The organism is Brevibacterium sp. 239c (assembly GCF_900169365.1).
GTDB lineage: Bacteria > Actinomycetota > Actinomycetes > Actinomycetales > Brevibacteriaceae > Brevibacterium.
The window spans coordinates 169,631-190,753 of record NZ_FXZH01000007.1 but is presented as its reverse complement, the minus strand read 5'-3'; the positions used below and the strand labels follow the sequence as shown (position 1 = coordinate 190,753).

18 protein-coding genes and 1 tRNA gene are annotated in these 21,123 nt (G+C 62.7%); 7 read left to right on the top strand and 12 right to left on the bottom strand.

Annotated features, from left to right (window positions below; genetic code table 11):
* Positions 1 to 412 precede the first annotated feature (412 nt).
* From BSP239C_RS09020 to BSP239C_RS09010, 3 genes are all read right to left on the bottom strand, one after another.
* A tRNA-Ser gene (locus BSP239C_RS09020) sits at positions 413 to 500 on the bottom strand.
* An 89-nt stretch (positions 501 to 589) separates the two neighbouring features.
* Positions 590 to 1,036 (bottom strand): tRNA adenosine(34) deaminase TadA, encoded by a 447-nt coding sequence (gene tadA / locus BSP239C_RS09015; protein ID WP_101572036.1) that lies wholly within the window; start codon positions 1,034 to 1,036, stop codon positions 590 to 592.
* 59 nt (positions 1,037 to 1,095) lie between these two features.
* Positions 1,096 to 1,650 carry a tRNA adenosine deaminase-associated protein gene (locus tag BSP239C_RS09010; RefSeq protein ID WP_101572034.1) on the bottom strand — a complete coding sequence of 185 codons (555 nt, stop codon included), beginning with the start codon at positions 1,648 to 1,650 and terminating at the stop codon, positions 1,096 to 1,098.
* Between the two features lie 79 nt (positions 1,651 to 1,729).
* On the opposite strand from BSP239C_RS09010, the gene upp reads away from it, so the two are divergent.
* The 3 genes from upp to BSP239C_RS08995 all read left to right on the top strand — a co-directional run bounded on the left by upp (position 1,730) and on the right by BSP239C_RS08995 (position 4,538).
* A complete protein-coding gene (gene upp, locus BSP239C_RS09005; protein ID WP_101572032.1) occupies positions 1,730 to 2,368 on the top strand; it encodes a uracil phosphoribosyltransferase in 639 nt (212 codons plus the stop codon).
* Positions 2,369 to 2,681: 313 nt separating this feature from the next.
* Positions 2,682 to 3,509, top strand: a complete 828-nt coding sequence (locus BSP239C_RS09000) for a winged helix-turn-helix transcriptional regulator (protein WP_101572030.1) — start codon at positions 2,682 to 2,684, stop codon at positions 3,507 to 3,509.
* 144 nt (positions 3,510 to 3,653) lie between these two features.
* On the top strand, positions 3,654 to 4,538 hold the full coding sequence (locus tag BSP239C_RS08995) for an endonuclease/exonuclease/phosphatase family protein (RefSeq protein WP_257930141.1): 885 nt from the start codon (positions 3,654 to 3,656) through the stop codon (positions 4,536 to 4,538).
* A gap of 7 nt (positions 4,539 to 4,545) precedes the next feature.
* On the opposite strand, the gene BSP239C_RS08990 is transcribed toward BSP239C_RS08995, so the two are convergent.
* Together BSP239C_RS08990 and BSP239C_RS08985 are read right to left on the bottom strand one after the other, a co-directional pair.
* Positions 4,546 to 5,733 (bottom strand): MarP family serine protease, encoded by a 1,188-nt coding sequence (locus BSP239C_RS08990; protein ID WP_101572026.1) that lies wholly within the window; start codon positions 5,731 to 5,733, stop codon positions 4,546 to 4,548.
* Positions 5,734 to 5,741: 8 nt separating this feature from the next.
* The gene (locus tag BSP239C_RS08985; protein WP_257930140.1) at positions 5,742 to 7,457 is read right to left on the bottom strand and encodes a PrsW family intramembrane metalloprotease; all 1,716 of its coding nucleotides are present in this window, start codon (positions 7,455 to 7,457) and stop codon (positions 5,742 to 5,744) included.
* A gap of 383 nt (positions 7,458 to 7,840) precedes the next feature.
* Here BSP239C_RS08985 and BSP239C_RS08975 point away from each other — a divergent pair, with 383 nt between their 5' ends.
* The gene (locus BSP239C_RS08975; RefSeq protein ID WP_101572020.1) at positions 7,841 to 9,781 is read left to right on the top strand and encodes an LPXTG cell wall anchor domain-containing protein; all 1,941 of its coding nucleotides are present in this window, start codon (positions 7,841 to 7,843) and stop codon (positions 9,779 to 9,781) included.
* Between the two features lie 23 nt (positions 9,782 to 9,804).
* On the opposite strand, the gene BSP239C_RS08970 is transcribed toward BSP239C_RS08975, so the two are convergent.
* Entirely contained in the window at positions 9,805 to 10,536 is a 732-nt protein-coding gene (locus tag BSP239C_RS08970) for a MerR family transcriptional regulator (RefSeq protein WP_101572018.1), read from the bottom strand.
* A gap of 85 nt (positions 10,537 to 10,621) precedes the next feature.
* Between BSP239C_RS08970 and BSP239C_RS08965 the strand changes: the two genes are divergently transcribed.
* Positions 10,622 to 11,104 carry a DUF6194 family protein gene (locus BSP239C_RS08965; protein WP_101572017.1) on the top strand — a complete coding sequence of 161 codons (483 nt, stop codon included), beginning with the start codon at positions 10,622 to 10,624 and terminating at the stop codon, positions 11,102 to 11,104.
* A 30-nt stretch (positions 11,105 to 11,134) separates the two neighbouring features.
* Here the strand turns inward: BSP239C_RS08965 and BSP239C_RS08960 are convergent, their stop codons facing one another.
* Genes BSP239C_RS08960 through BSP239C_RS08935 form a run of 6 tightly spaced genes read right to left on the bottom strand, consistent with a single transcriptional unit; the run spans position 11,135 to position 17,535 of the window.
* Entirely contained in the window at positions 11,135 to 11,923 is a 789-nt protein-coding gene (locus tag BSP239C_RS08960) for an HpcH/HpaI aldolase/citrate lyase family protein (protein ID WP_101572015.1), read from the bottom strand.
* Positions 11,908 to 12,693 (bottom strand): fumarylacetoacetate hydrolase family protein, encoded by a 786-nt coding sequence (locus BSP239C_RS08955; protein WP_101572013.1) that lies wholly within the window; start codon positions 12,691 to 12,693, stop codon positions 11,908 to 11,910. The genes BSP239C_RS08960 and BSP239C_RS08955 overlap by 16 nt, the downstream gene beginning before the upstream one ends.
* 12 nt (positions 12,694 to 12,705) lie before the next feature.
* The gene (gene hpaD, locus BSP239C_RS08950; protein WP_101572011.1) at positions 12,706 to 13,818 is read right to left on the bottom strand and encodes a 3,4-dihydroxyphenylacetate 2,3-dioxygenase; all 1,113 of its coding nucleotides are present in this window, start codon (positions 13,816 to 13,818) and stop codon (positions 12,706 to 12,708) included.
* Between the two features lie 11 nt (positions 13,819 to 13,829).
* On the bottom strand, positions 13,830 to 15,335 hold the full coding sequence (gene hpaE, locus BSP239C_RS08945) for a 5-carboxymethyl-2-hydroxymuconate semialdehyde dehydrogenase (RefSeq protein WP_101572009.1): 1,506 nt from the start codon (positions 15,333 to 15,335) through the stop codon (positions 13,830 to 13,832).
* The gene (locus BSP239C_RS08940) at positions 15,332 to 16,057 is read right to left on the bottom strand and encodes a GntR family transcriptional regulator (RefSeq protein WP_101572007.1); all 726 of its coding nucleotides are present in this window, start codon (positions 16,055 to 16,057) and stop codon (positions 15,332 to 15,334) included. Before BSP239C_RS08940 ends, hpaE begins: the two co-directional genes overlap by 4 nt.
* On the bottom strand, positions 16,054 to 17,535 hold the full coding sequence (locus BSP239C_RS08935; protein ID WP_101572005.1) for a fumarylacetoacetate hydrolase family protein: 1,482 nt from the start codon (positions 17,533 to 17,535) through the stop codon (positions 16,054 to 16,056). The genes BSP239C_RS08940 and BSP239C_RS08935 overlap by 4 nt, the downstream gene beginning before the upstream one ends.
* Before the next feature lie 172 nt (positions 17,536 to 17,707).
* Between BSP239C_RS08935 and BSP239C_RS08930 the strand changes: the two genes are divergently transcribed.
* Both BSP239C_RS08930 and BSP239C_RS08925 read left to right on the top strand, forming a co-directional pair.
* Positions 17,708 to 19,048 carry an MFS transporter gene (locus BSP239C_RS08930; protein WP_180958963.1) on the top strand — a complete coding sequence of 447 codons (1,341 nt, stop codon included), beginning with the start codon at positions 17,708 to 17,710 and terminating at the stop codon, positions 19,046 to 19,048.
* A 79-nt stretch (positions 19,049 to 19,127) separates the two neighbouring features.
* Positions 19,128 to 21,074 carry an FAD-binding monooxygenase gene (locus tag BSP239C_RS08925; protein ID WP_101572001.1) on the top strand — a complete coding sequence of 649 codons (1,947 nt, stop codon included), beginning with the start codon at positions 19,128 to 19,130 and terminating at the stop codon, positions 21,072 to 21,074.
* Positions 21,075 to 21,123: the final 49 nt, after the last annotated feature.

Genomic DNA, 21,123 nt, shown 5'->3' with positions numbered 1-21,123 from the left:
CCGAGCATTTCAGCGTCGGTCAGGTAAAGGTTTCACGTATCGAACGCGCTGAAGCTCGTGATGACGAGTTCGCAGCGCAGTACCGGGACTTCCTTCTTCAAGCCGCTTGACATCTATAGGAGCATCACGCAGGGATCGGGAGAGCCTGGGCAAGGAAACGAGTACTACTGCTCATGCAGGGGCTTGAGACGATGGTCATCGACCGGGTTGCAGGCGAAATCATCGCTGAACACACACTCGATGCGAGTAAGGACTATCAGAAGAAGAGATGAACGATGACGTGAGACATGATGTGCACGATGTCGTGAGACATACCCCTGAAAGTGCGCACGATGACGTGAGACAGGACCGGGTCAGAAATGAGAAATGTGCCGCGACATCGAGTGAACGATGTCGCGACACATCACAAACGCGGTGGCGGTGGGATTTGAACCCACGGTAGGGGGATGCCCTACACGACATTTCGAGTGTCGCACCTTCGGCCGCTCGGACACGCCACCGCGGACAACATTACAGTCAGGCCCAGGTGGCAACCAAATCGTGCGAGAGTGACTTGAACCACTGCTCTGCTTCACGCTTCCGACGGCGCTCAGCCAGCAGCGCTCTCCCGCTTTGCGGCGAAGAAATCACTCAGCAGGCTGCGGCACTTCTTCGCCGCCACGCCGGAGTAGACCTCAGGATGATGCAGTGCGGCGCGGTCTCGCAGCAGATCCCAGACCGAGCCTGCAGCACCGGCCTTTTCATCGAAGGCCCCATAGACGACTCGCGCCACCCGAGACCCGACGACTGCACCTGCGCACATTGCGCAGGGTTCGAGGGTGACGACGAGAGTGACGTCGTCGAGGCGCCACCGTCCGGTCACCTCGGCGGCATTGCGCAGAGCCATGAGCTCAGCATGCCCGAGAGGATCCTGATCGACTTCGCGTCGATTATGACCGCGGCCGATGACCGAACCTTCGGCATCGAGGACCACGGCCCCGACGGGCACGTCGTCATGTTCACCGGCCAGGGCCGCCTCGGCGAGGGCAAGAGTCATCCAGTCCTGGAAGTGCGGGTGAGCACCAAAGCCGAGTTCTGCACTTTCCTCCGGTGCGCTCAGCGGGCGGCCTGAAGCTGGTCGGCGAATCCGACGGTCTCGCCGACGTGAGCGACGACGCGGGCAGGATCCGAGCGGTACTTCTCCACCTGCTCGATGAGCTCTGCGGGCAGGACTCCGCGATCGGCATAGATCTCAGCATCGCCGCCCCACTCCGCGGCGGCGTCGAACTCGAGCATCGCGACCTCTTCGTCTTCATCCTCGTCATCGGCCTCCGCGGCCCCGTCTTCCTCGAGCCCGAACTCCTCCTCCGGCTCAGCCTCGTAGGCATCGGGCTGCGAATCGAGGTAATCGGCGAAGATCTCCGCGAAGGGACTGAGCTCGACGGCACGCAGGTCAGACAGGAAGACTCGGATCTCGTTGTTCTCGCAGACTCGCACGAGGCCGAACCATTCGTCCTCGTGTTCGATGACAGCGACCGATTCGCCGTCTTCCGACCCGGCGGCCTGCATCATCTCAACGAGGCTGTCGAGATCGGAGGCATCCTGAACATCGACATCGAGCGCACGAAAACCATCGCTCGTTTCGGCAAGGATCTCAGTGAAGTAGGACATGACTCCATTGTGACGCTTCAGCCGACCTTTCACCACAGCTCCACGCGCGAAGATGAAAAGTTCCGTACCATTTATTCTTATGCGCCTTCATGTAGCCGATCACCCGCTCATCGCCCACAAACTCAGCGTCCTGCGTGACCAGAGCACCGACTCTGCACGGTTCCGCCAGCTCACCGAAGAACTCGTGATGCTTCTCGCCTACGAAGCCACTCGTTCGGTGGCGGTCGAGGACAAGGAGATCTCCACTCCAGTCACAACATTCACGGGCACCCGCCTGGCCGAGCCGCGCCCGGTTGTCGTCCCGATCCTGCGCGCGGGCCTGGGCATGCTCGACGGCATGCTGCGCATCCTCCCCACCGCCGAGGTGGGCTTCCTGGGAATGGTCCGCAACGAAGAGACCTTCGAGCCCAGCGCCTACGCAGATCGGCTGCCCGATGACCTCAGCGGTCGGCAGATCTTCGTCGTCGATCCGATGTTGGCCACAGGTGGGACCCTGGCCATGGCCATCGATTTCCTCCTCGCCCGAGGTGCCAGAGACGTCACGGCGGTCTGCCTCGTCAGCGCCCCGGAAGGCGTCGAGCGCATTGAAAAGGATTACGCACAGTCCGCGAATGTCGAGATCTACACCGCGGCACTGGACGAGAAACTCAATGAGAAGGGCTACATCGTGCCCGGGCTCGGCGACGCCGGTGATCGGATGTACGGAATCGTCGACTGACGCCAGCTGGCCGGCTGGACGGAGTTGACCGACTCGGTCGGCCAGGCCGTCTGAACGGGCCCAGACGCGTCATATTTCGTCACACTCGTCTCATTTTCGGACTTTCCTTTGCACCCGACGAGTTTTGTGACAAATAATGAAGCCATGACTTCTACGACGCACTCGACACGAATGTGCCCCGCAGGCATGTGTATGCTCTGCGTTCGTTGTCGGTGACCGTCTCTCCGCTGTCCGGCCTCGAACGAGTACACGCAGTCTCCGCAGCGGACTCATTCAGTCACAACGGCCGTGCAGGCCGAAGCAAAGGACAGCCATGTCGAATCCAGAACCAGCATACGCACATCCACGCAGCGCAGCTGCCGTCCGTCGTGCAGGAGCCCGCTTGAGTGCAGTGGACCCGCAGAACCCGCCCCACACCTTCGGCCCCGCCGGTGTCGTGGCCTCACCGAAGGCAGCGCGCGGAATCATCGTCTACATCGGCCTGGACGAGTCTAAGGCGGCCGCTGATGGGACCAACCTCTCCGCGATCGCCGGTGAACTGCAGGCCTACGCGAAGGAATTGGCTTCCCAGGCGGAGACCCAAGCGGTCATCGCCTTGGCACCAGAAGGCCGCGGCAACGATATCGATGCCGTCCGTGCCGTGGCCAACGGCTCCCCCGCCGCCACCGGCACCCCGGCTGGAACACACGGCCCGGTCCGCTCCCGTATCCCCAACCGCATCCATCCGCCGGCCTTGCGCCGCGAACCTGACCAGGGCACCGGTGAAACCGCACCCACAGGTGGCTTCGGCTCACGCTTCGATGGGAACTTCCAGAACAGAACCGCCGAACGTCTGCGCATCGACATCCCGCGCCGCGAGGTTCGCATCGACGGCGACCTCGTCGATGTCACCACCAAGGAGTTCGACCTCCTGGCGACTCTCGTCTCTCATGCCGATTCCACTCTGCCGCGCGAAGATCTCATCACCGCTGTCTGGTCAGGTAGTGAAGTCCCTGATGAGCGGACTGTCGACGTGCATATCCGACGCCTGCGCAGGCGTCTGGGCGAGTACTCTTCGGTGATTCGGACCATGAGGGGCACCGGCTACCGCTATGACACTCACCCCGATGTCACGGTGTGGTCCGCCACCGCTCACCGGTGAGCCGATCGATTTCTGTGAGCCCAAGTGAGGCACGTCGCATGACTCACCCAGCATGAGGACAGACTCAACGGTTAAGCTTCTTAATCGATGAACCAGGAATCTTCGCAAACCAGAAAAACGCATAGCCCGGCCAAGGGGATCACTGTGCTGATCTTCGGCATGGCCTATGCTGCATTTCTCCTGCTCCACCACCTGCTGCCGGCCAGGATGGGCATTGCGCTGCTCGTCGAGAGCATTCTTCCGTGGACGGGACTTTTCCTCGCCCTCGTGCTGCTGATGTTCCTCTTCCGCTTCTCGGTGCTCTCAGCGATCGGCTTCCTCGTTCCGACAGTGGTCTGGGCTTCGATGTTCGGCTCTGCGTTGATTCCGGCCAGTGACAACGGCGAACCAGACCTCACCGTCGCCACGCACAATGTGGGTGCCAGGATGCCTGAGCCCACAGCAGCGGTGAAGAGCATCGTGTCCGCTGATCCTGACATCGTCACGATTCAGGAGCTGGAGTCACTGTCGGGCAAGATCATCCACAAGGAACTCGATTCCTCATTCGAGCATTCGCAGGTCGTCGACACGATCGGCGTCTGGTCGAAATGGCCGATGTCCGAACCCGAAGAGGTGGACCTGGGTCTGCAGTGGCCACGCGCCTTCGCCACCACAGTGTCTACGGACCACGGCGATATCAGGTTCTACTCCGTGCATATGCCCTCGGTTCGTCCCGGCCACGAAGCCATGCGCAACGCGGCCATCCGCAGGCTGGCCACAGAAGTCGAAACCGATGAGGCCGAGCATGTCATCGTCGCCGGTGATTTCAACACCGCGACGACGGACACCAACTTCTCAACCCTGTCTCCCCCGCTGGAGGACACCCGCGTCGAAACCGGCGGCGGATTCGGCTTCACATGGCCCGCGCGCTTCCCCGTCACCCGGCTCGATCATGTCCTCTATCGCGGGTTCGAGGCCACCTCCGACGAGGTGCTGAGCCGTGGCTCGAGTGACCACCGTGCCGTCCTGGCTGGCCTCGACCTGAAATAGTCTGTCGCTAGCCGGTGCACTGACCTGTCGACTGCGGGGAACGGTTCTTCGCTCCGGCTTGCAGCTCATCGCTGATCTCCGACCGTGTGAGGGCATACCCAGTTTCATCATCGGTGGCGGACCTGGCGAAGACCATCCCCACCACGTCACCGTTAGCGTCCAGCAGCGGACCGCCCGAGTTTCCTTCGCGGACGATGCCTCGGAGCGAATACACCTCACGCACCACTGAGTTCGAATCATAGATATCGAGGCCGCGCGCGTTGATCGTCTCGCGCACTCGTGATGGGGAGATCGTGTAGGGGCCGTTCTGTGGGAATCCGGCGACTACGGAGTCATCTCCCGGTCCCAGCGCATTGCCGAAGTCAAGGGCGGGAGCTTCGAGGTCTGGAACCCGCAGGACGGCCACGTCGGCTTCAGGATCGAATTCCACCACCTCGGCGGAATAGGGCCTGCCCCTTCCGCCGACTTGGACGGCGAGCTCCTTGGAGCCGGCAACGACGTGGGCATTGGTGGCGACGAGCCCGTCACTGTAGACGAACCCCGAACCCTCGGATCCGGTCGGGCAGCTGGTGGCAGCTGTCGTGATCTTGACGACCGATTCTTCGACGCCACGGCCGACGTCGACCATCGCGGAGTCGGGTTCGCCGACGCCGCGGATCTGCTCTGTCTGCCCCGAGAACACCTGCGGGAACCCGGTGGCCTTGAGACCTTGCGAGATGTCGCCCAGCGCGATCTGCGAGGAGTACGGGATCGTCCGGTCGACGGCCGCGATCACCGACGAGTCCGCGACCCACCGATTCGGTTCGACCCACGGCGTGGTGCGGATGAAACCTGCCGCCAGCCAGATGACCAGGACGTAGACGACGCCAGCGGTGACTGTGCCTCCGATCGAGTCGATGCCCTGCCCGAGTTCTGAGTCCATGGATCGTCTGATCCACACCCCGACACCGTTGCCGGCGAAGGCGAACAGGACGCTGAGGACGAGCGGCATCGATGCCAGGAGGATGACGACGCCGGGATTCTCCATGACCTGTGTGCCTTGGCTCAGGCTTTCGACCAGAGGCGAGAGCAGCCTGCCTATGACCCAACCGACCACGAAACCGGCGACGGTGCCGAGACCGATGATGAAACCTTGGCGGAACCCGGAGAAGAGTGCAGCGATCCCCAGGATGATGATGATTACGTCGACGAGCATCACGGGAGTCAGCGAACCACGCTTCTCGAGGCGGCGAGAAGGCGATCGCGGGCGGAGGAGAACTTCTTCAGCTGGAAGCTCTCGATGTCACGTTCTTTCTGCCCGCCGACTCCGGCTAGGAGCCGCATGCGTGTCGTCGAGAGGTCCCCGGAGGTGCGGATCATGGTGCGCATCTCCTCTTTGCCGCCGGGGAAGGAATCCGCCCAGCGCTTGCCGAACTTGCGTCCCTTCCACGTTGCGAGCATGTCCACCTCGGAGTGGGTGAGCCAGCCTGTATTCGCATAGTCGCCGAGCATGTTCTGCGTGTGGAGGCGTTCGCTGCGACGGAGGAGAATTCCCAGCACCACCCAACAAGTGGTGAGGATGAAGCTGAGGGCGATGAGTCCGATGATCGACACGACCGGGTGGAAATGGCCGAGTCCGGTCATGGTGCCGTTCCACAGTGCGTGGAGAAGCATCCCGACCAAAAGTCCGGGCAGCCACATCAGGATGACCGCCCACCACTGCCACTTCCGGGCAGCGAGTCCGATAGTCACGCCGGCACAGGTGGAGAACGCTGTGTGCAACAACGGAGAACATATGCAGCGGAAGATGAAAGTCTGCAGCAGACCCCCAGCTTGGTGCTGTTCCCACGCTCCTCCGAGGTAAAGAACGTTTTCGGTGAAGGCGAAACCGGCGCCGATGAGGGCTCCGTAGACGAGTCCGTCGAGGGGACCTTCGAAGTGCCGACGAGCGGCGAGAGCGATGACAACGAGCAGTACGGTCTTCGTTGTCTCTTCGACGATCGGGGCCTGAACCACTGTGCCGAATGCGTTGGGCATTGCGCCGACGCCGGAGAAGTACAGAGCGACTTGGCCGACGAGCGTGACGAAGAGGGTGAGGATGACGGCGGCGACGGCACCCCAGAGCAGGCAGAGTCCGAGAATGATCTTGGGCTGCGGCCTCCAGCGATCGAGCCAGAGCACGTAGGCGATGATTGCGATCAATGGGATCGCGGACAGTGGGACGAGGACGAAGAGTTTAAGACCGAAGTTGAGACCGCCGAGCAGGGCGAGAAGCAAGAGTCCCACGAACAGTCCGACCACCGCAAGGATGGCAATCACGAGACGCACCACGTTTGCCGTCGAATCGGGTTCTTCTTCTGGCTGAGACTGGCGCACAGCCCCTGTCCACGGTGTCTCCGAAACGATCTGCTGTGGTGCCTGCATGCGCGCACGGACCCGCATCTCTTGGGTCACGGTCGGCGCGAACCGCGCCTGTTCGTAGACGCGTCGCTGCATCGGTGGCTGGCCCTGCATCGGGGGCTGGCCCTGCACCGGGGGCTGGCCCTGCACCGGGGGCTGGCCCATTTGGCCGCCGAGGTGGGGGTTGACCTGTCCCTGGAACGCCGGGTTCATGCCCGGCTGGGGAATCTGACGAGGAGCCTGTTGAGGACCCGGCTGCTGAGGACCAAGCCCCTGCGAACCGGGTCCGGGCTGCTGCGGACGAGGACGAAACCGGTCATTGCTCGGCCCCTGTTGAGGCGGAGGTCCCTGTTGAGGAGGCATCCCCTGCGGCATCTGGCCCTGACCCGGAGGCGGCATCTGTGCCTGCCCCTGAGGCGCAACATCAGGGTTCCGGGGGCCGGCGACCCGAGGCTGTTGCGCGCGCGGGGGCACTGGGTTGCCCGGGTGCGCGTTCTGCTGCGAGTCGAGGCCCTGTCCAGGGCCCACCTGATCCGACATATATCGTCCTTCGTCGTTTGGAATTGCCGCATTGCCAAGTTTACGGTCCAATGCTGACGTCAGGCCCAGAATGGTGTGTCCGTCCGGCAACAGTTCCTGGCTTTCGATGTCCCACTCAAGTTCGCTGGCATGTGGACGAATCAGCGTTCCCGGGGCCACCTCGGCGAGGGATCGCTGCGATGGAATCGCCCATTACGCGACCGATATCGTCGCCATCCGTCGTGACCTGGAACGATAGATGCGTGTGGGAGTGCTCGTCTGTCCACACCCACGCTGCCGTCGACGTTGACTCATGTTCGTTTTCCTGTGGATGGCACCGAGTGAATTCACAGGCAGATTTTCTGCTCTGGCCAGGTACGACAAGGTCATCGTGGAATCAGGGTATGACTACTCGCAGACGCATCACTCTCCGCTCAGCTCTCTTCTTCCTGATCTTGGCCCTGGCCCCGCTCATCGGATTCGGGCCCGCCATGGCCCAAGGACCGCCGGCAGGTCTCGGAGAGGTGCCGATGCACAAAGCCAGCAACGCCTATGGTCCCGGCATCTGGCATCACGCGCCACAGGGAAAGACCTGGTACGGCGTCTACAGAACTTTCGATGACACTCAGGCGTATTGCATCGATGCCGGCAAGCAGTCGCCACTTCCCAAGTACTTCAAGGGCTCGAAACCGAAGACGGTCACCTCTGCGCAGACGGCATGGGCGCTGTACGAGTACTCCGGGTCCAAATCAGCCGATGTGCAGGCAGCCTTGAGCGCGCTGGCTCGCCTGGACAAGGCGATTCCGCATGACCACAAGGTGCCTCCGCAGAAGCCTGGCGATCTGGGAAGGAAGTTCAAGGGTGCCGCGAAGCAGTTCTCAAAGATCAGCGCCGAGTCGAAGAAACTTGCAGGCCCCTATACCCTCGAAGTCACTCTGACCCCGGTCCTGGACATGCCGGAACTCGAGGCATACGGCAAGCAGGGACTCGGTGACAGTGATTTCAAACGAGACGACGCCGGCAAAGACGACGACGGTAAGGACGAGGACACAACGCTCCAACTCCCCACGACGGGTTCAGTTACGCTCTCCGTGTCCTTGACCAGCGCGTCCGGCACCGCGGTGCCCGGTATCCCCATCGCCCTCGATATCAGCGGAACCACGGACGCGCCGAAGTCCCTGACCAGTGAGGCGAAGCCCGTTGTCACCACCCTCAAACTCAAGGCTCCAGGCACGGTGACGGCCAAGGCATCTGCAAGCCTCGCACCGGAGTCAGTTCTCCTCTACAAGCCGCAGAAGACCAAACGAGTGCAGCGCGTCATCACGCCGGACGAACCTGTCGACGTCTCAGCCCAGGCGAAGGTCGACATGACCTCACAGCCTCGCATCATCACCGAAATCTCGGATCAGAGTCCACAGCCCGACGAATCGGTCACCGACAAGTTCACTGTCACAGGCTTGGTCGGTGACCACACGGTCACCGTGAAACATAAGCTGTGGCAGACGGAATCGATGCCGGAACCCGGAAAGAAGAACGACGACGCCGAGGTGATAGCCGAGGTGACGTCGAAGAACATCGGCAACGGCACGCACCAATCCGATGCGATCACAGTCCCCACGGACTTCCACGGCTGGATGTACTTCACCGAGACCATCGCCGGTGACAAGTCCACAAAGGAATGGAATGGTGTCCATGGTCAGCCGCGAGAGACAGGCTTTGTCCCCTGGACTCCGAAAGCCGCAACGGAAGCGGTCCTTGAGGTCAACTCCGTCCACGACGAAGTCACGGTCAGCGGACTGCGCCCAGGCGGCGAAGCAGTGATCACGATGACGGCATATCACTCAGGATCAGAGCCGAAGCAGTCCACAGAGATCAGCGGGACAGAGCTCGATTCCCAAGACATCACCGTCGTCGGGGACCAGGACGGCACGGCAACCGTGAGCTCGGAGGCCATCGACATGCCCGTCGGGTGGGTCACATATGTGACCACGATCCAGGGCAACGACGAGCACCACAAGTGGACGAGCGACTGGGGCGTCCCCGCCGAGACCGTGCACAGACCACCTGAGGAGACGCCGACAGCGCCACCAGAGGAACCCTCCACTCCCCCAGCACCACCGGAACCAACACCACCCGAGGAACCCTCGACACCCCCGGCACCACCGGAAGCCCCAGCATCTCCAGTCGAGCCGGTCGCCGACAAACCTGCGACACCCGCACCTCCTGCACAGCTGCCGAGAACGGGAACCACAGGCAACGGAATGCTCATCGGTGCCGGGATCTTCCTCATCGGCCTCGGATCCACTGCCCTGCTCATCACGGGCAGCCGCCGCAACAAGGAGTGAGGAGAGTCAACAGCCGCGAAGGATCAGCGGTGGCTCGGGTCGACCATGTCGGCCAGGACACTTCCGGCCCGGAACAAGGCCAGCGTCCGTCGGGCCACCGCCTCCAGTCGTTCGTCGAGCGCGGCGAGAGATCTGCTTGCATCACCTAGTTCGCGCAACGCCCCGATCGCCTCTTGGACCTCAGGGATCCGATAACCACCCTTCCGCAGAGCCGCGGTGATCCTGGCATCCCGAATTGCCATCGTTCGATAGATCCGGGCGGTCTGGGATTGAGCTTCCACCCGGCCTGGATTCACCAGACCTACGGACTCCCAGAACCGCAGAGTCGAGGACGGAACGTCGAGAGCTTGTGAGAGTTCGGTGATCGTCATCGACCCGAGTGCGGCCGACCTCGACTCGCTGACAGCATCGGTCTCGGTCTCGGTCTCGGTCTCGGTGCGAATTGCGATCACAGCTGCCCGGGCTGCAAGTACCTGCCTGCGTTCTACCTCGAGTGAATACCCGAGTCCGCTGATAAGTGCCGCTGACTCGGGAAGAGGAAGATGCTGAACCTCGGACATGACCTCCCGAGAGAGTACTGCCCCCACTGCACTGACGAGCTCTCGGTAGGCGAGAAGCGCGCTGAGGTGTTCGGGCGAAAAGCGCCGGTAGCCGTTGGGATGTCGTGTCGCAGCCGGGATCACCCCGCGGGTCTCCAGCTGACGGATCTGTTGCACAGAGTACCCGCTGGCGTCCGCCAGATCAGAAGTCTTCATCGCCGAGTCATCCCGTCTCTAACCGCCGAGTGTCACCTGAATTTCAGTCAACCCGACATAAGCACTTCAAGTCCACACTTGAACTATGAGTATGCACGACTACCTTGAGAGCCTCCGAGAGTACGAGGCGGTCCTGGAGCTGGCGCCGGAGGCAGGTGGACCATTTCCAGAGATCGCTTGGGGTGATCATTTCTTCTATTACGCTCCCGACGGTCAGATTCCCCAACGCGGCCAGCCCTTCGCAACTATCGTGACGAAGGACTACCTGGATGATGCCCTGTCCCGACTCGACGCACCGGATCGCTGGCGTCTGAATATCCATGTGGGCAGAGACCGCTTCATTGATCTCACCGGCGAGCAACCTCGGCTGACCAGCAATGGGGCAACTCCCGGCGCAAATCGTGCCTGGGACTTTGCCGTCACCGATACTGTGATCCCGCATCCGGTGTACCGGGCACAAGGTTGGATCGCCGTGGTCAATCCGAGCAGTGCCTCACGAGCAGTCATCGCAGATGTGATCAGTCAAGCTCATGCCGACGCAAAACGGCGCTGGCACCGAATCAGATAGGTGCCAGCGCCGCAGACTGCAGTCAGTCGCTCAATCGCGCACCCAGGTCTCGGCCCAGGCGCGGGCGCCGTTCATCATGAGGCCGACATCGGCACCGACGAGCACGAACGAAGCACCAGCGTCGAGGTACTTGCGAGCCTGCTCGGGATCGAAGGCGTTGACGCCGACGAGTTTGCCGGCCGCTTTGACCGCGTCGAAGGTGGCCAGCACCGCTGCGGTGACATCCGGATGGGTCTGCTGACCGAGCAGACCCATCGAAGCCGCAAGGTCAGAGGGCCCGACGAACACCGCGTCGATCCCATCAACAGCAGCGATCTCCGCGGCGTTGTCCACCGCCGTTGCGGATTCGATCTGCACGGTCAGGGACACGAATTCTTCGGCCCGAGCGAGGTAGTTCGGCACCGCGTTCCAGCGGGAGACCCGGGCAAGCGCCGATCCGACCCCACGCACACCGCGAGGTGGGTAGTGCACGGAACGCACGGCAGCCTCGGCGTCGGCAGGGGTATCGACCATCGGTACGAGCAGATTCTGCGCACCGAGGTCGAGGTACTGCTTGATGAGCACCTGGTCATTCACGGGCACCCGCACGACGGGGGTCGCGGGGTATCCGTTCATGGCCTGGAGGAGGCTGGTCGTGATCTGCAGGTCGATGGGCGAATGCTCGGCGTCGATGAGCACCCACTGCATTCCGGAGGCCGCGGCGATCTCCGCAGCCACGGGCGAGCCGGAGCAGACCCACATTCCGGCCAGGTACTCCCCCTCGCCCAACTGCGCGACGCGTTGGGTGAGGGTTTGTGGCAGATCTACTTGAAACGGCATGTGATGACTCCCAGATCTCCGTAGTCGGCGTGGACGGTGTCACCCGGGCTGACCCACATGGGCCGGGTGAAGGATCCTGCCAGAACGGTCTCGCCTGCTTGAAGGACATCGCCGTGTTCGGCCAGCTTGTTCGCCAACCACACGATGCCGCGGGCAGGATGGTCGAGGACGGCGGCGGCGAGGCCGGAGTCTTCGACCGACTCATTGCGATAGAGCAGCGCACCGACTCGGCGCAGATCAACAGCGTCGACGGCCACCGGACGACCGCCGAGGACCATGGCCCCCAGTGCCGCATTGTCAGAGATGGTATCGACGATGGTGCGGCCTTCCATCTCAATCCGAGACGACAGCACCTCGAGTGCCGGCACCACATATTCGGTGGCTCGCAGGACGTCGATGAGGCCGATGTCGGGTCCGCGCAGCTCGTCCTTCAGCACAAAGGCGAGTTCGACCTCGACGCGCACGCCCGAATACTGCGAGTGGTCGATTACCGAGCCGGTGTCGTAGACCTGGTCGGCGAAGATCGCCCCGTAATCCGGTTCGCTGATCCCTGTCGCCTGCTGCATCGGCTTCGAGGTCAGGCCGATCTTATGGCCGATCAGCCTGCGCCCGGACGCCTCGCCTCGGCGACGCCATTCGTTCTGCACGGCATAGGAGTCCTCGACGGTCATGTCGGGGTACTTCGCCGTGAGCAGACCGATCTTCGTTCGGTTCTTCTCCGCATTCGCCAGATCGTCGGCGATGGCCGCGATCGTTGATTCATCGAGCATGTGCGCGTCTCCTCAGAGCTGGTGGCCCAATTTGAACTCGTCTTCTCCGTCGTCAGCGCCGGAGCGCTCACCGAAGTTCGTCGTCGCATCCTCACGGCGGGTGTAGGAGAACCCGTCGGCGCCGATCGTGACGTCCATTTCGGAATCGTCGGTGCGCTGCTTCAGCGGCACCGGATTGCCCTCGAGGTCGAGGACCGTGGAAGCGTCGGTGTACCAGGATGGCACGACCGGGTTGCCCCACCAGTCGCGGCGCTGGTTGTCATGGACGTCCCAGGTCACGCGGGGGTTGTCGGGGTCGCCCGTGTAGTAATCCTGGGTATAGATCTCGATCCGGTGACCGTCTGGGTCGCGCAGGTAGAGGTAGAAGGCGTTCGAGACGCCGTGGCGTCCCGGTCCGCGTTCGATGGAATCGGAGAGTCGCAGCGCACCGAGCTTGTCGCAGATGGCGAGGATATTGTGCTTCTCATGGGTGGCGAAGGCGACGTGGTGCATGCGCGGTCCGTCGCCGCCGGTCATCGCCGTGTCGTGCACCGTCGGCTTGCGGCGCATCCAGGCCGCATAGACGGTGCCGTCGGAGTCCTGGATGTCCTCGGTGACGCGGAAGCCCAGGTTCTCCATGTAGTCCACTGCCTTCGGCACGTCCGGGGTGACCTGGTTGAAGTGGTCGATCCGGACGAGAGCACCTGGGGAGTAGAGGTCATAGCGCCAGGCCAGACGGTCGACGTGCTCGACGTCGTAGAAGAACTCGTAGGGGAAGCCGAGGGGGTCCTGGACGCGCACCGAATCGCCGATGCCCTTGACGAAGCCGTCCTTCTTCCGCACGACTTCGCAGCCGAGTTCACGGTAGTAGGCCTCGGCGGCGTCGACATCTTCGGGTGTGCGCACGCGGTAGGAGAATGCGGCGGCCGCTGCGATGGGTCCCTGGCGCAGCACCAGGTTGTGATGGATGAATTCCTCCATCGACCGCAGGTAGACGGTGTTCTCGTCCTCCTCGGTGACCTGGAGGTCGAGGACGTCGACGTAGAAGTCACGCGACTTCTTCAGGTCGGTGACGACGATTTCCATGTAGGCGCACCGCAGGATGTCGGGTGCTGGAACCGATGGGACTGGAATGGTTTGGGACATGTGTTTTCCTCTCACTGCTTCCCGAAGACGGGATTGTGGACCTCGCCGAGGTTGATGTGCACGGACTGCTGCTCCGTGTAGAAGTCGATCGAACGGTAGCCGCCCTCATGGCCGAGGCCCGATGACTTGACACCGCCGAAGGGGGTGCGCAGGTCGCGGACGTTGTTCGAGTTCAGCCACACCATGCCGGATTCCACGGCCTGCGAGAAGTTGTGTGCCCGTTTGAGGTCGGAGGTCCAGATGTAGGCGGCCAGACCGTACTTCGTGTTGTTGGCCAGCTGCAGGGCCTCTTCATCGGACTTGAACGGAGTGATCGCGACGACGGGCCCGAAGATCTCCTCCTGGAAGATCCGTGCGTCGGGTGCGACGTCGGCGAACACGGTTGGTTCCACAAAGTTGCCGGTGTCGAATCCTTCGGGGCGACCGCCGCCTGCGACGAGGCGAGCCTCTTCCTTGCCGATTTCGACGTAGGACATGACCTTGTCATAGTGCTCGGGGTGGACCAGTGCGGCCACCTCGGTGGTGGGATCCGAGGGCAGACCCACCTTCACACGCTTGGCCTGGGCGGCGTAGCGTTCGACGAACTCGTCGTAGATCGACTCTTCGACGAGGATGCGCGAACCGGCGGTACAGCGTTCACCGTTGAGGGAGAAGACGCCGAAGACTGTGGAATTGATCGCGGTGTCGAGGTCGGCATCGGCGAAGACGACGGCCGGTGACTTTCCACCGAGCTCCATCGACAGGCCCTTGAGCCAGGGAGCGGCGTTGGCGAAGATCGTCTGACCGGTCGTGGACTCACCGGTGAACGAGATCAGCGGGACGTCCGGGTGCTTGACGAGGGAGTCGCCGGCGAAGCCCTCTTCGCCGTAGCCGTTGACCATGTTGAAGACGCCCTTGGGCAGTCCTGCCTCTTCGAAGATGCCCGGCCACAGCGATGCCGAGAGTGGGGTGAACTCGGCGGGTTTGAGCACGACGGCGTTACCGGTTGCGATCGCCGGGGCCAGCTTCCACGACTCGAGCATGAACGGTGTGTTCCACGGGGTGATGAGCCCGGCGACGCCGATGGGCTTGCGGTTGACGTAGTTGGCCTGGCGGCCGGGGACCTTGAACGCGTCGTCGACCTGGGCGACGATGAGGTCTGCGAAGAAGCGGAAGTTCTCCGCTGCGCGGTTGGCCTGGCCCTTCGCCTGGGTGATCGGCAGACCGGAGTCGAAGGACTCCATCTCTGCGAGTTCCTGGCTGCGGGTTTCGGCGATGTCGGCGATCTTGTTGAGGACGCGGGCGCGCTCACGTGGGAGCATCGTCGGCCACGGGCCCTCGTCGAAGGCCCACTTCGCCGAGGCGACGGCGGCGTCGATATCGGCCTTCTTGCCTGAGGCGGCCTTGATGTAGGGCTCGTTGGTCACCGGGTTGATGACATCGAATTCGTCGCCGTCGATCGAATCGACGAATTCGCCGTTGATGTAGTGACGGATCTTCTCCGGCAGGTTTGCTGGAGCTGCAGTGGACTCGGTCATGACTTGTCCTCTTCTCTGTCGATGTTTCTCATGGTCTTGGAGGTGGCTTGGGCTTCCTGGTAGCTGGCGAGGGTCGTTGAGCGGTGGCTCCTCACCACCCGCTCGATCTCCTCCGCCGAGGCGCGGGCCCGGATCAGCGCAACGATCCTGGCGTGCTCGTCGACCGACCCCAAAGCCCGTTCGGGCACGAAGGAGAAGGTCGAGTTGCGCAGGTGAGCCAGGCGGTCCCATTCGATGGCAACCAGATTGTGCAGCCGTTCGTTCGGGCACCGGCGAAACAGTGCCGCATGGAATTCGTGGTTGAGGCGGGTGAACTCGGTGGGATCGAAGTCGGTCAGCAGATCACGCATGCGCTCATTGATCGCATCCGCCTCGGCGAGGTCCTGCTCATCCAAGAATTCAAGCGCCTGCGCGGTCGCAGCACCCTCAAGGATCGCCACGGCCTCCATCGACTGGACGTAGGAGGTGTGGTCAACCATGGCCACACGAGCCCCGACATTGCGTTCGAAGGTGACGAGTCCATCGGCCTCGAGGCGGCGAATGGCTTCCCGCACGGGCACGACAGAGGTGTCGAGTTCGAGAGCGATCTGAGCCAGAACCAGTTTGTGTCCGGGTTCGAAGGTCTGATCAGCGATGCACTTGCGGATCCACCGGTAGGCCGTCTCCGCCTTGCTCAGTGACGTCGCCTCCGGCTGTGTCTCCGCGGTGGGAACAGAAGTCATCGCGCGGCCTTCCAGGCTTCGAACTTCTCTTTCCATTGGCCCTTGGGCGGGAACAGGGATTCGATCGGATTGCCCGCCGCGACCTGCTCGGCCACCCAGCCGTCTTCGATCTCCTTCGCCAACGCCGAGTCGACGACGTCTTCGACGAGGTCACGTGGGATGACAATGACTCCGTCGTCGTCTCCGACGATCACATCGCCGGGCAGCACGGTGGCGTTTCCGCAGGCCACTGCCACGTCCGATTCCCAGGGAACGTGTTTGCGGCCGAGCACGGCGGGGTTCTTCGCCGTCGAGAACACGGGGAGGATTCCGGCCACCTCGGCGGAGTCGCGGACTCCCCCGTCGGTGATGACGCCGGTCGCACCTTGGGCCTTGGCCCGCAGCGCCAACACGTCACCGAGGGTTCCCGAACCGGACTCGCCGCGCGCCTCGATGACGACGACCTCACCGGACTGCAAAGAGTCGAAGGCCCGCTTCTGGGCGTTGTATCCGCCGCCATGGGATTTGAACAGGTCCTCACGGTTGGGCACGAAGCGCAGAGTCTTCGCGGTGCCCACGACCTTGCTGCCGGGCACCAGCGGCGAGACGCCTTCGATGACCACATTGTTGAGTCCGCGTGCACGCAGCTGCGCAGAGAGACCAGCCGTCGGAGCCTCGGTGAGCTTGGCGCGCAGGTCCTCACTCAGTGCACCGCCGCCGGTGGATTCCGGTGCCAGGCCTGCAGCCTCTCGCGATCCCCAGGCGTCGGCCTGCAGCGCTTCGGTCACGGCCGGTGTGCTGCCGAGGTTCGGGTCGAATTTCCCCGGCCCTTCGACGACATTCGTGACGAGTCGGCCCGTGCTGAGTTCTGATCCGGTACTCGCCGAGGTGGTGCTGACCTCGACCTCGACCGTGTCCCCGGGAGCCACCACGGATGATCCCGCAGGGGTGCCGGTGAGGATGACGTCGCCGGGTTCCAGGGTCATGTGCTGGCTGAGATCGGCGACAATCTGGGTCAGGGGGAAGATCAGCTGTGCGGCACCCGTGCCGTCGTCCTGCTTGACCTCGCCGTTGACCCAGGTGCGGATGCGCAGCGACTGAGGGTCAGCCTCGGCGGCGGGGATGATGTTCGGACCCAGCGGTGTGTACCCGTCGCGGCTCTTCGACCGCAGATTCGAGCCCTTGTCGGGTGACTTGATGTCGTAGAGGCCGAAGTCGTTGGACGCGGTCACTCCCTCGACGAAGGTCCAGGCCTCGTCGGGGCTGACGGATCGGGCCGCGGTGCCGATGATGACCGCGATCTCGCCTTCGAAGGCAAGCAGCGAGGTCCCGGCAGGGCGCTCGATCGCCTCACCAGACGCGGCCAGGGAACTGGTGGCCTTGAGGAAGTAGGACGGCTGGGAGGGCCGTTTTCCGCGCTGGGCGGAGCGTGACTCGTACGCCACATGGACGGCAATGATCTTGCCCGGTCGGACTGGGACACCAGCTGGAGTCGACATCGATCTCGCACCTCATTTCGATTGGCTTTCACCCAGATCGTATATGATACGGTTCCGGAGGACAAGTAGTCCGCGTCACATGATTGAGGTCACGTCAGCGTTCCGATGGCTGCGATCTCCTATCCATGGGACAGCGGCACTAACGCAGCAGTCACAATGCGACACAGGAGTCATGGTGAGTAAAAAGCACACCCAAGGTCGGGTGGCATTCGCGACCGTCGTCGGCACCAGCATCGAGTGGTACGACTATTTCCTCTATGCGGCTGCCTCTGGACTGATCTTCAACGAGCTGTTCTTCGGTGGTCTCGGGTCGACGCTCTCGACCATGGTCTCCTTCGCCACTGTCGGCATCAGCTTCCTGTTCCGCCCACTGGGCGCATTCCTCGCCGGACACTACGGTGACAAACTGGGGCGCCGGGTCGTCCTCATCATCACCCTCATCGCGATGGGTGCGGCCACCGCCCTGATCGGCTTCCTACCGACCTACGACTCGATCGGCCTTGCAGCACCCATCCTCCTCATCGTCCTGCGCGTCATCCAGGGAATCTCCGCCGGCGGCGAGTGGGGCGGAGCGGTCCTCCTGGCCGTCGAGCATGCGGAGGTCAAACATCGCGGGCTGCGCGGATCCTTCCCGCAGATCGGTGTCTCCATCGGCCTCATCCTCTCCTCCGGCGTGCTCGCACTCATGACCGTGATCGCTCCGGGCGAAGCCTTCCTCGAATGGGGTTGGCGCGTGCCCTTCTTCCTCTCGATCCTGCTCGTCGCAGTCGGCTACTGGATTCGTCGCGGGGTTGAAGAGTCCCCTGTCTTCCACGAGATCGCCGAACGCAAGGAACAGGTCACCAACCCACTCGGCAAACTGTTCAAGAGCCACTGGCTTCTCGTCATCCTGGCCTCGCTGGTCTTCGTCGGCAACAATGCCGCCGGCTATATGACCACCGGCGGCTACATTCAGAACTACGCCACCGACCCGGCCGGCCCGATCGGGCTCGAGCGCGGCCCCGTGCTCTGGGCAGTCTCCGCCTCGGCGGTGTCGTGGCTGATCTTCACGATCATCGCCGGCTCCGTCTCGGACAAGATCGGACGCAAGAACACTTATCTGCTCGGATGGGTTCTGCTGCTGATCGGCATCTTCTCCCTCTTCCCATTGGTCAACACCGGCAGCATCTGGATGCTCTTCCTCGGGCTGGTCATCCTCACCGTCGGACTCGGCTTCACCTATGGGCAGCAGCCGGCCATGTATGCCGAGATCTTCCCCTCCAGCGTGCGCTTCTCCGGTGTCTCCGTGTCCTATGCGATCGGGTCGATCCTCGGCGGGGCCTTCGCACCCACGATCGCAAAGGCATTGGTCTCCGCCACCGGAACAACCACCTCGGTGGCTATCTATCTTGGTGGTATGACCGTGATCGCGCTGGTGGCCACGCTGCTCCTGCGGGACCGCTCGGGCATCCCCCTGGGACCGGCCCACGAGGAGGAGCAGTCCGTGAGCCCGATCATAGGTATCCGCTCATGATGACCTGAGCAACACAAGATCGTATATGAACTGCTAATATTGGAAAGTCACGAAGACGTGTGATGAACCGGAGGTTGACATGCATTTTCACCAGCACGGCTATGTGTCCGCAGACCCGCGGATCGAAGCTGCAGCAGGTTACGGAATCGATCGTCCAGAGGATCTGCCCGACGAGGTCGATGTCCTCATCGTCGGCAGCGGCCCGGCTGGCATGATCGCGGCAGCACAGCTGTCTCAATACCCCGAAGTCAACACCCGGATTATCGAGAAGCGCGACTCGAGACTGGTCATCGGGCAGGCAGACGGCATTCAAGCCCGCTCGGTCGAGACCTTCCAGGCGTTCGGATTCGCCGAAGAGATCATCCGCGAGGGCTACCACATCGTCGACATGTCCTTCTGGAATCCGGATCCGGAGAACCCCGAACACATCATCCGCACCGGACGACCCAAGGATGACGAATCCGGAATCAGCGAGTTCCCGCACCTCATCGTCAACCAGGCGCGAGTCCTCGACTACTTCGCGCAGTTCGCCAAACAGTCCCCCGGCCGCATCGAGCCCGACTACGGCATCGAATTCGTCGATCTCAAGGTCAACGATGCTGCCACCGCAGGCTCGGCCGACCCATCCAGCTCCGAAGCCGCCGCGTCCGATCACCCAGTGACGGTTGCCGTTCGCTACACCGCGGGTGACCGCGCAGGAGAAGAGCGCACCATCCGCGCCGGCTATGTGATCGGCTGCGACGGGGCCCGTTCGGGCGTGCGCAGGTCCATCGGCCGCAAGATGGCCGGCGACCAGGCCAACCACGCCTGGGGTGTGATGGACGTGCTCGCGAACTCGGACTTCCCCGATATCCGCACCAAATGCGCAATCTCCTCGAAACACGGAAACATCCTCCACATCCCCCGGGAGGGCGGGCATCTGTTCCGCATGTACGTCGACCTGGGCGAAGTCCCCGAAGACGACGCACGCAAAGTGCGACAGACGAGCGTCGACGAGATCATCGACCGGGCGAACGCCATCATCAGCCCGTACAGCCTCGACGTGAAGGACGTGGCCTGGCACAGCGTCTACGAGGTCGGACACCGCCTCACCGATGCCTTCGATGACACAGATGACACGTCTGTCGGCTCGCCGTGTCCACGCGTGTTCATCACCGGCGATGCCTGCCACACCCACTCGGCCAAGGCGGGCCAGGGCATGAATGTCTCGATGCAGGACGGGTTCAACATTTCGTGGAAACTCGGCCAGGTGCTCTCCGGACGGTCCTCGTACGAACTGCTGCGGACCTATTCCTCCGAGCGCCAGGTGACTGCGAAGAACCTCATCGACTTCGACAAGGAATGGTCGACGCTGATGGCGACTCCGCAGGAGGAGCTTCCGGACGAGACCTATCTACAGGACTTCTACGTCAAGACTGCCGAGTTCCCTGCCGGCTTCATGACCGAATACACGGAATCGATGATCACCGCTTCGCCCAAGCATCAGGAATTGGCGACCGGCTTCCCGGTGGGCAAGAGGTTCAAGTCCGCTCGGGTACAGCGCAACTGTGACGCCAACTTCATCCATCTTGGCCACCGAGCACGCGCAGATGGCCGCTGGCGCGTCTACGTCTTCGCTGACGCTCCACCCCCGGCGCTCGGCGACGACGCGGCGGAGTCCAAGACCACTCAGTTGGCTGACTGGCTCGAATTTGATCCAGCTTCACCTCTGGTCAGGTTCCGACGTGGGGGCGCTGACCTCGATGCACTCATCGATCTCAACGTCGTCTACCAGCAGGATCACACCGCGTTCTCGTTCCCCGATGTTCCGACGGCGTTCCGCCCACACGTGGGCAAGTTCGGCCTCGAATACGTGGAGAAGATCTTCGCAGCATTGCCCGAGGAAGACATCTACGACGAACGCGGCATCAGCCGTGACGGCGCCGTAGTCGTCGTCCGCCCCGATCAGTACGTCTCGGGCATCTTCCCTCTGGATGCTCACGACGAGATCGGTGAGTTCTTCGACGGAGTGTTCTTGCCCCAGTAAGTGACTTGCTTCGCCCGGTGACGCCGGCGCCTCATCAGCCGCGAGATGC

What these genes read in the sequence shown, in the direction of transcription:
- hpaD (WP_101572011.1), bottom strand. Translation starts at nt 13,818, where the DNA reads ATGTCCCAAACCATTCCAGTCCCATCGGTTCCAGCACCCGACATCCTG.
- BSP239C_RS09010 (WP_101572034.1), bottom strand. Translation starts at nt 1,650, where the DNA reads ATGTCCTACTTCACTGAGATCCTTGCCGAAACGAGCGATGGTTTTCGT.
- BSP239C_RS08940 (WP_101572007.1), bottom strand. Translation starts at nt 16,057, where the DNA reads ATGACTTCTGTTCCCACCGCGGAGACACAGCCGGAGGCGACGTCACTG.
- BSP239C_RS09000 (WP_101572030.1), top strand. Translation starts at nt 2,682, where the DNA reads ATGTCGAATCCAGAACCAGCATACGCACATCCACGCAGCGCAGCTGCC.
- upp (WP_101572032.1), top strand. Translation starts at nt 1,730, where the DNA reads ATGCGCCTTCATGTAGCCGATCACCCGCTCATCGCCCACAAACTCAGC.
- BSP239C_RS08935 (WP_101572005.1), bottom strand. Translation starts at nt 17,535, where the DNA reads ATGTCGACTCCAGCTGGTGTCCCAGTCCGACCGGGCAAGATCATTGCC.
- BSP239C_RS08975 (WP_101572020.1), top strand. Translation starts at nt 7,841, where the DNA reads ATGACTACTCGCAGACGCATCACTCTCCGCTCAGCTCTCTTCTTCCTG.
- BSP239C_RS08965 (WP_101572017.1), top strand. Translation starts at nt 10,622, where the DNA reads ATGAGTATGCACGACTACCTTGAGAGCCTCCGAGAGTACGAGGCGGTC.
- BSP239C_RS08985 (WP_257930140.1), bottom strand. Translation starts at nt 7,457, where the DNA reads ATGTCGGATCAGGTGGGCCCTGGACAGGGCCTCGACTCGCAGCAGAAC.
- tadA (WP_101572036.1), bottom strand. Translation starts at nt 1,036, where the DNA reads ATGACTCTTGCCCTCGCCGAGGCGGCCCTGGCCGGTGAACATGACGAC.
- hpaE (WP_101572009.1), bottom strand. Translation starts at nt 15,335, where the DNA reads ATGACCGAGTCCACTGCAGCTCCAGCAAACCTGCCGGAGAAGATCCGT.
- BSP239C_RS08955 (WP_101572013.1), bottom strand. Translation starts at nt 12,693, where the DNA reads ATGCTCGATGAATCAACGATCGCGGCCATCGCCGACGATCTGGCGAAT.
- BSP239C_RS08990 (WP_101572026.1), bottom strand. Translation starts at nt 5,733, where the DNA reads ATGCTCGTCGACGTAATCATCATCATCCTGGGGATCGCTGCACTCTTC.
- BSP239C_RS08925 (WP_101572001.1), top strand. Translation starts at nt 19,128, where the DNA reads ATGCATTTTCACCAGCACGGCTATGTGTCCGCAGACCCGCGGATCGAA.
- BSP239C_RS08970 (WP_101572018.1), bottom strand. Translation starts at nt 10,536, where the DNA reads ATGAAGACTTCTGATCTGGCGGACGCCAGCGGGTACTCTGTGCAACAG.
- BSP239C_RS08960 (WP_101572015.1), bottom strand. Translation starts at nt 11,923, where the DNA reads ATGCCGTTTCAAGTAGATCTGCCACAAACCCTCACCCAACGCGTCGCG.
- BSP239C_RS08930 (WP_180958963.1), top strand. Translation starts at nt 17,708, where the DNA reads ATGGTGAGTAAAAAGCACACCCAAGGTCGGGTGGCATTCGCGACCGTC.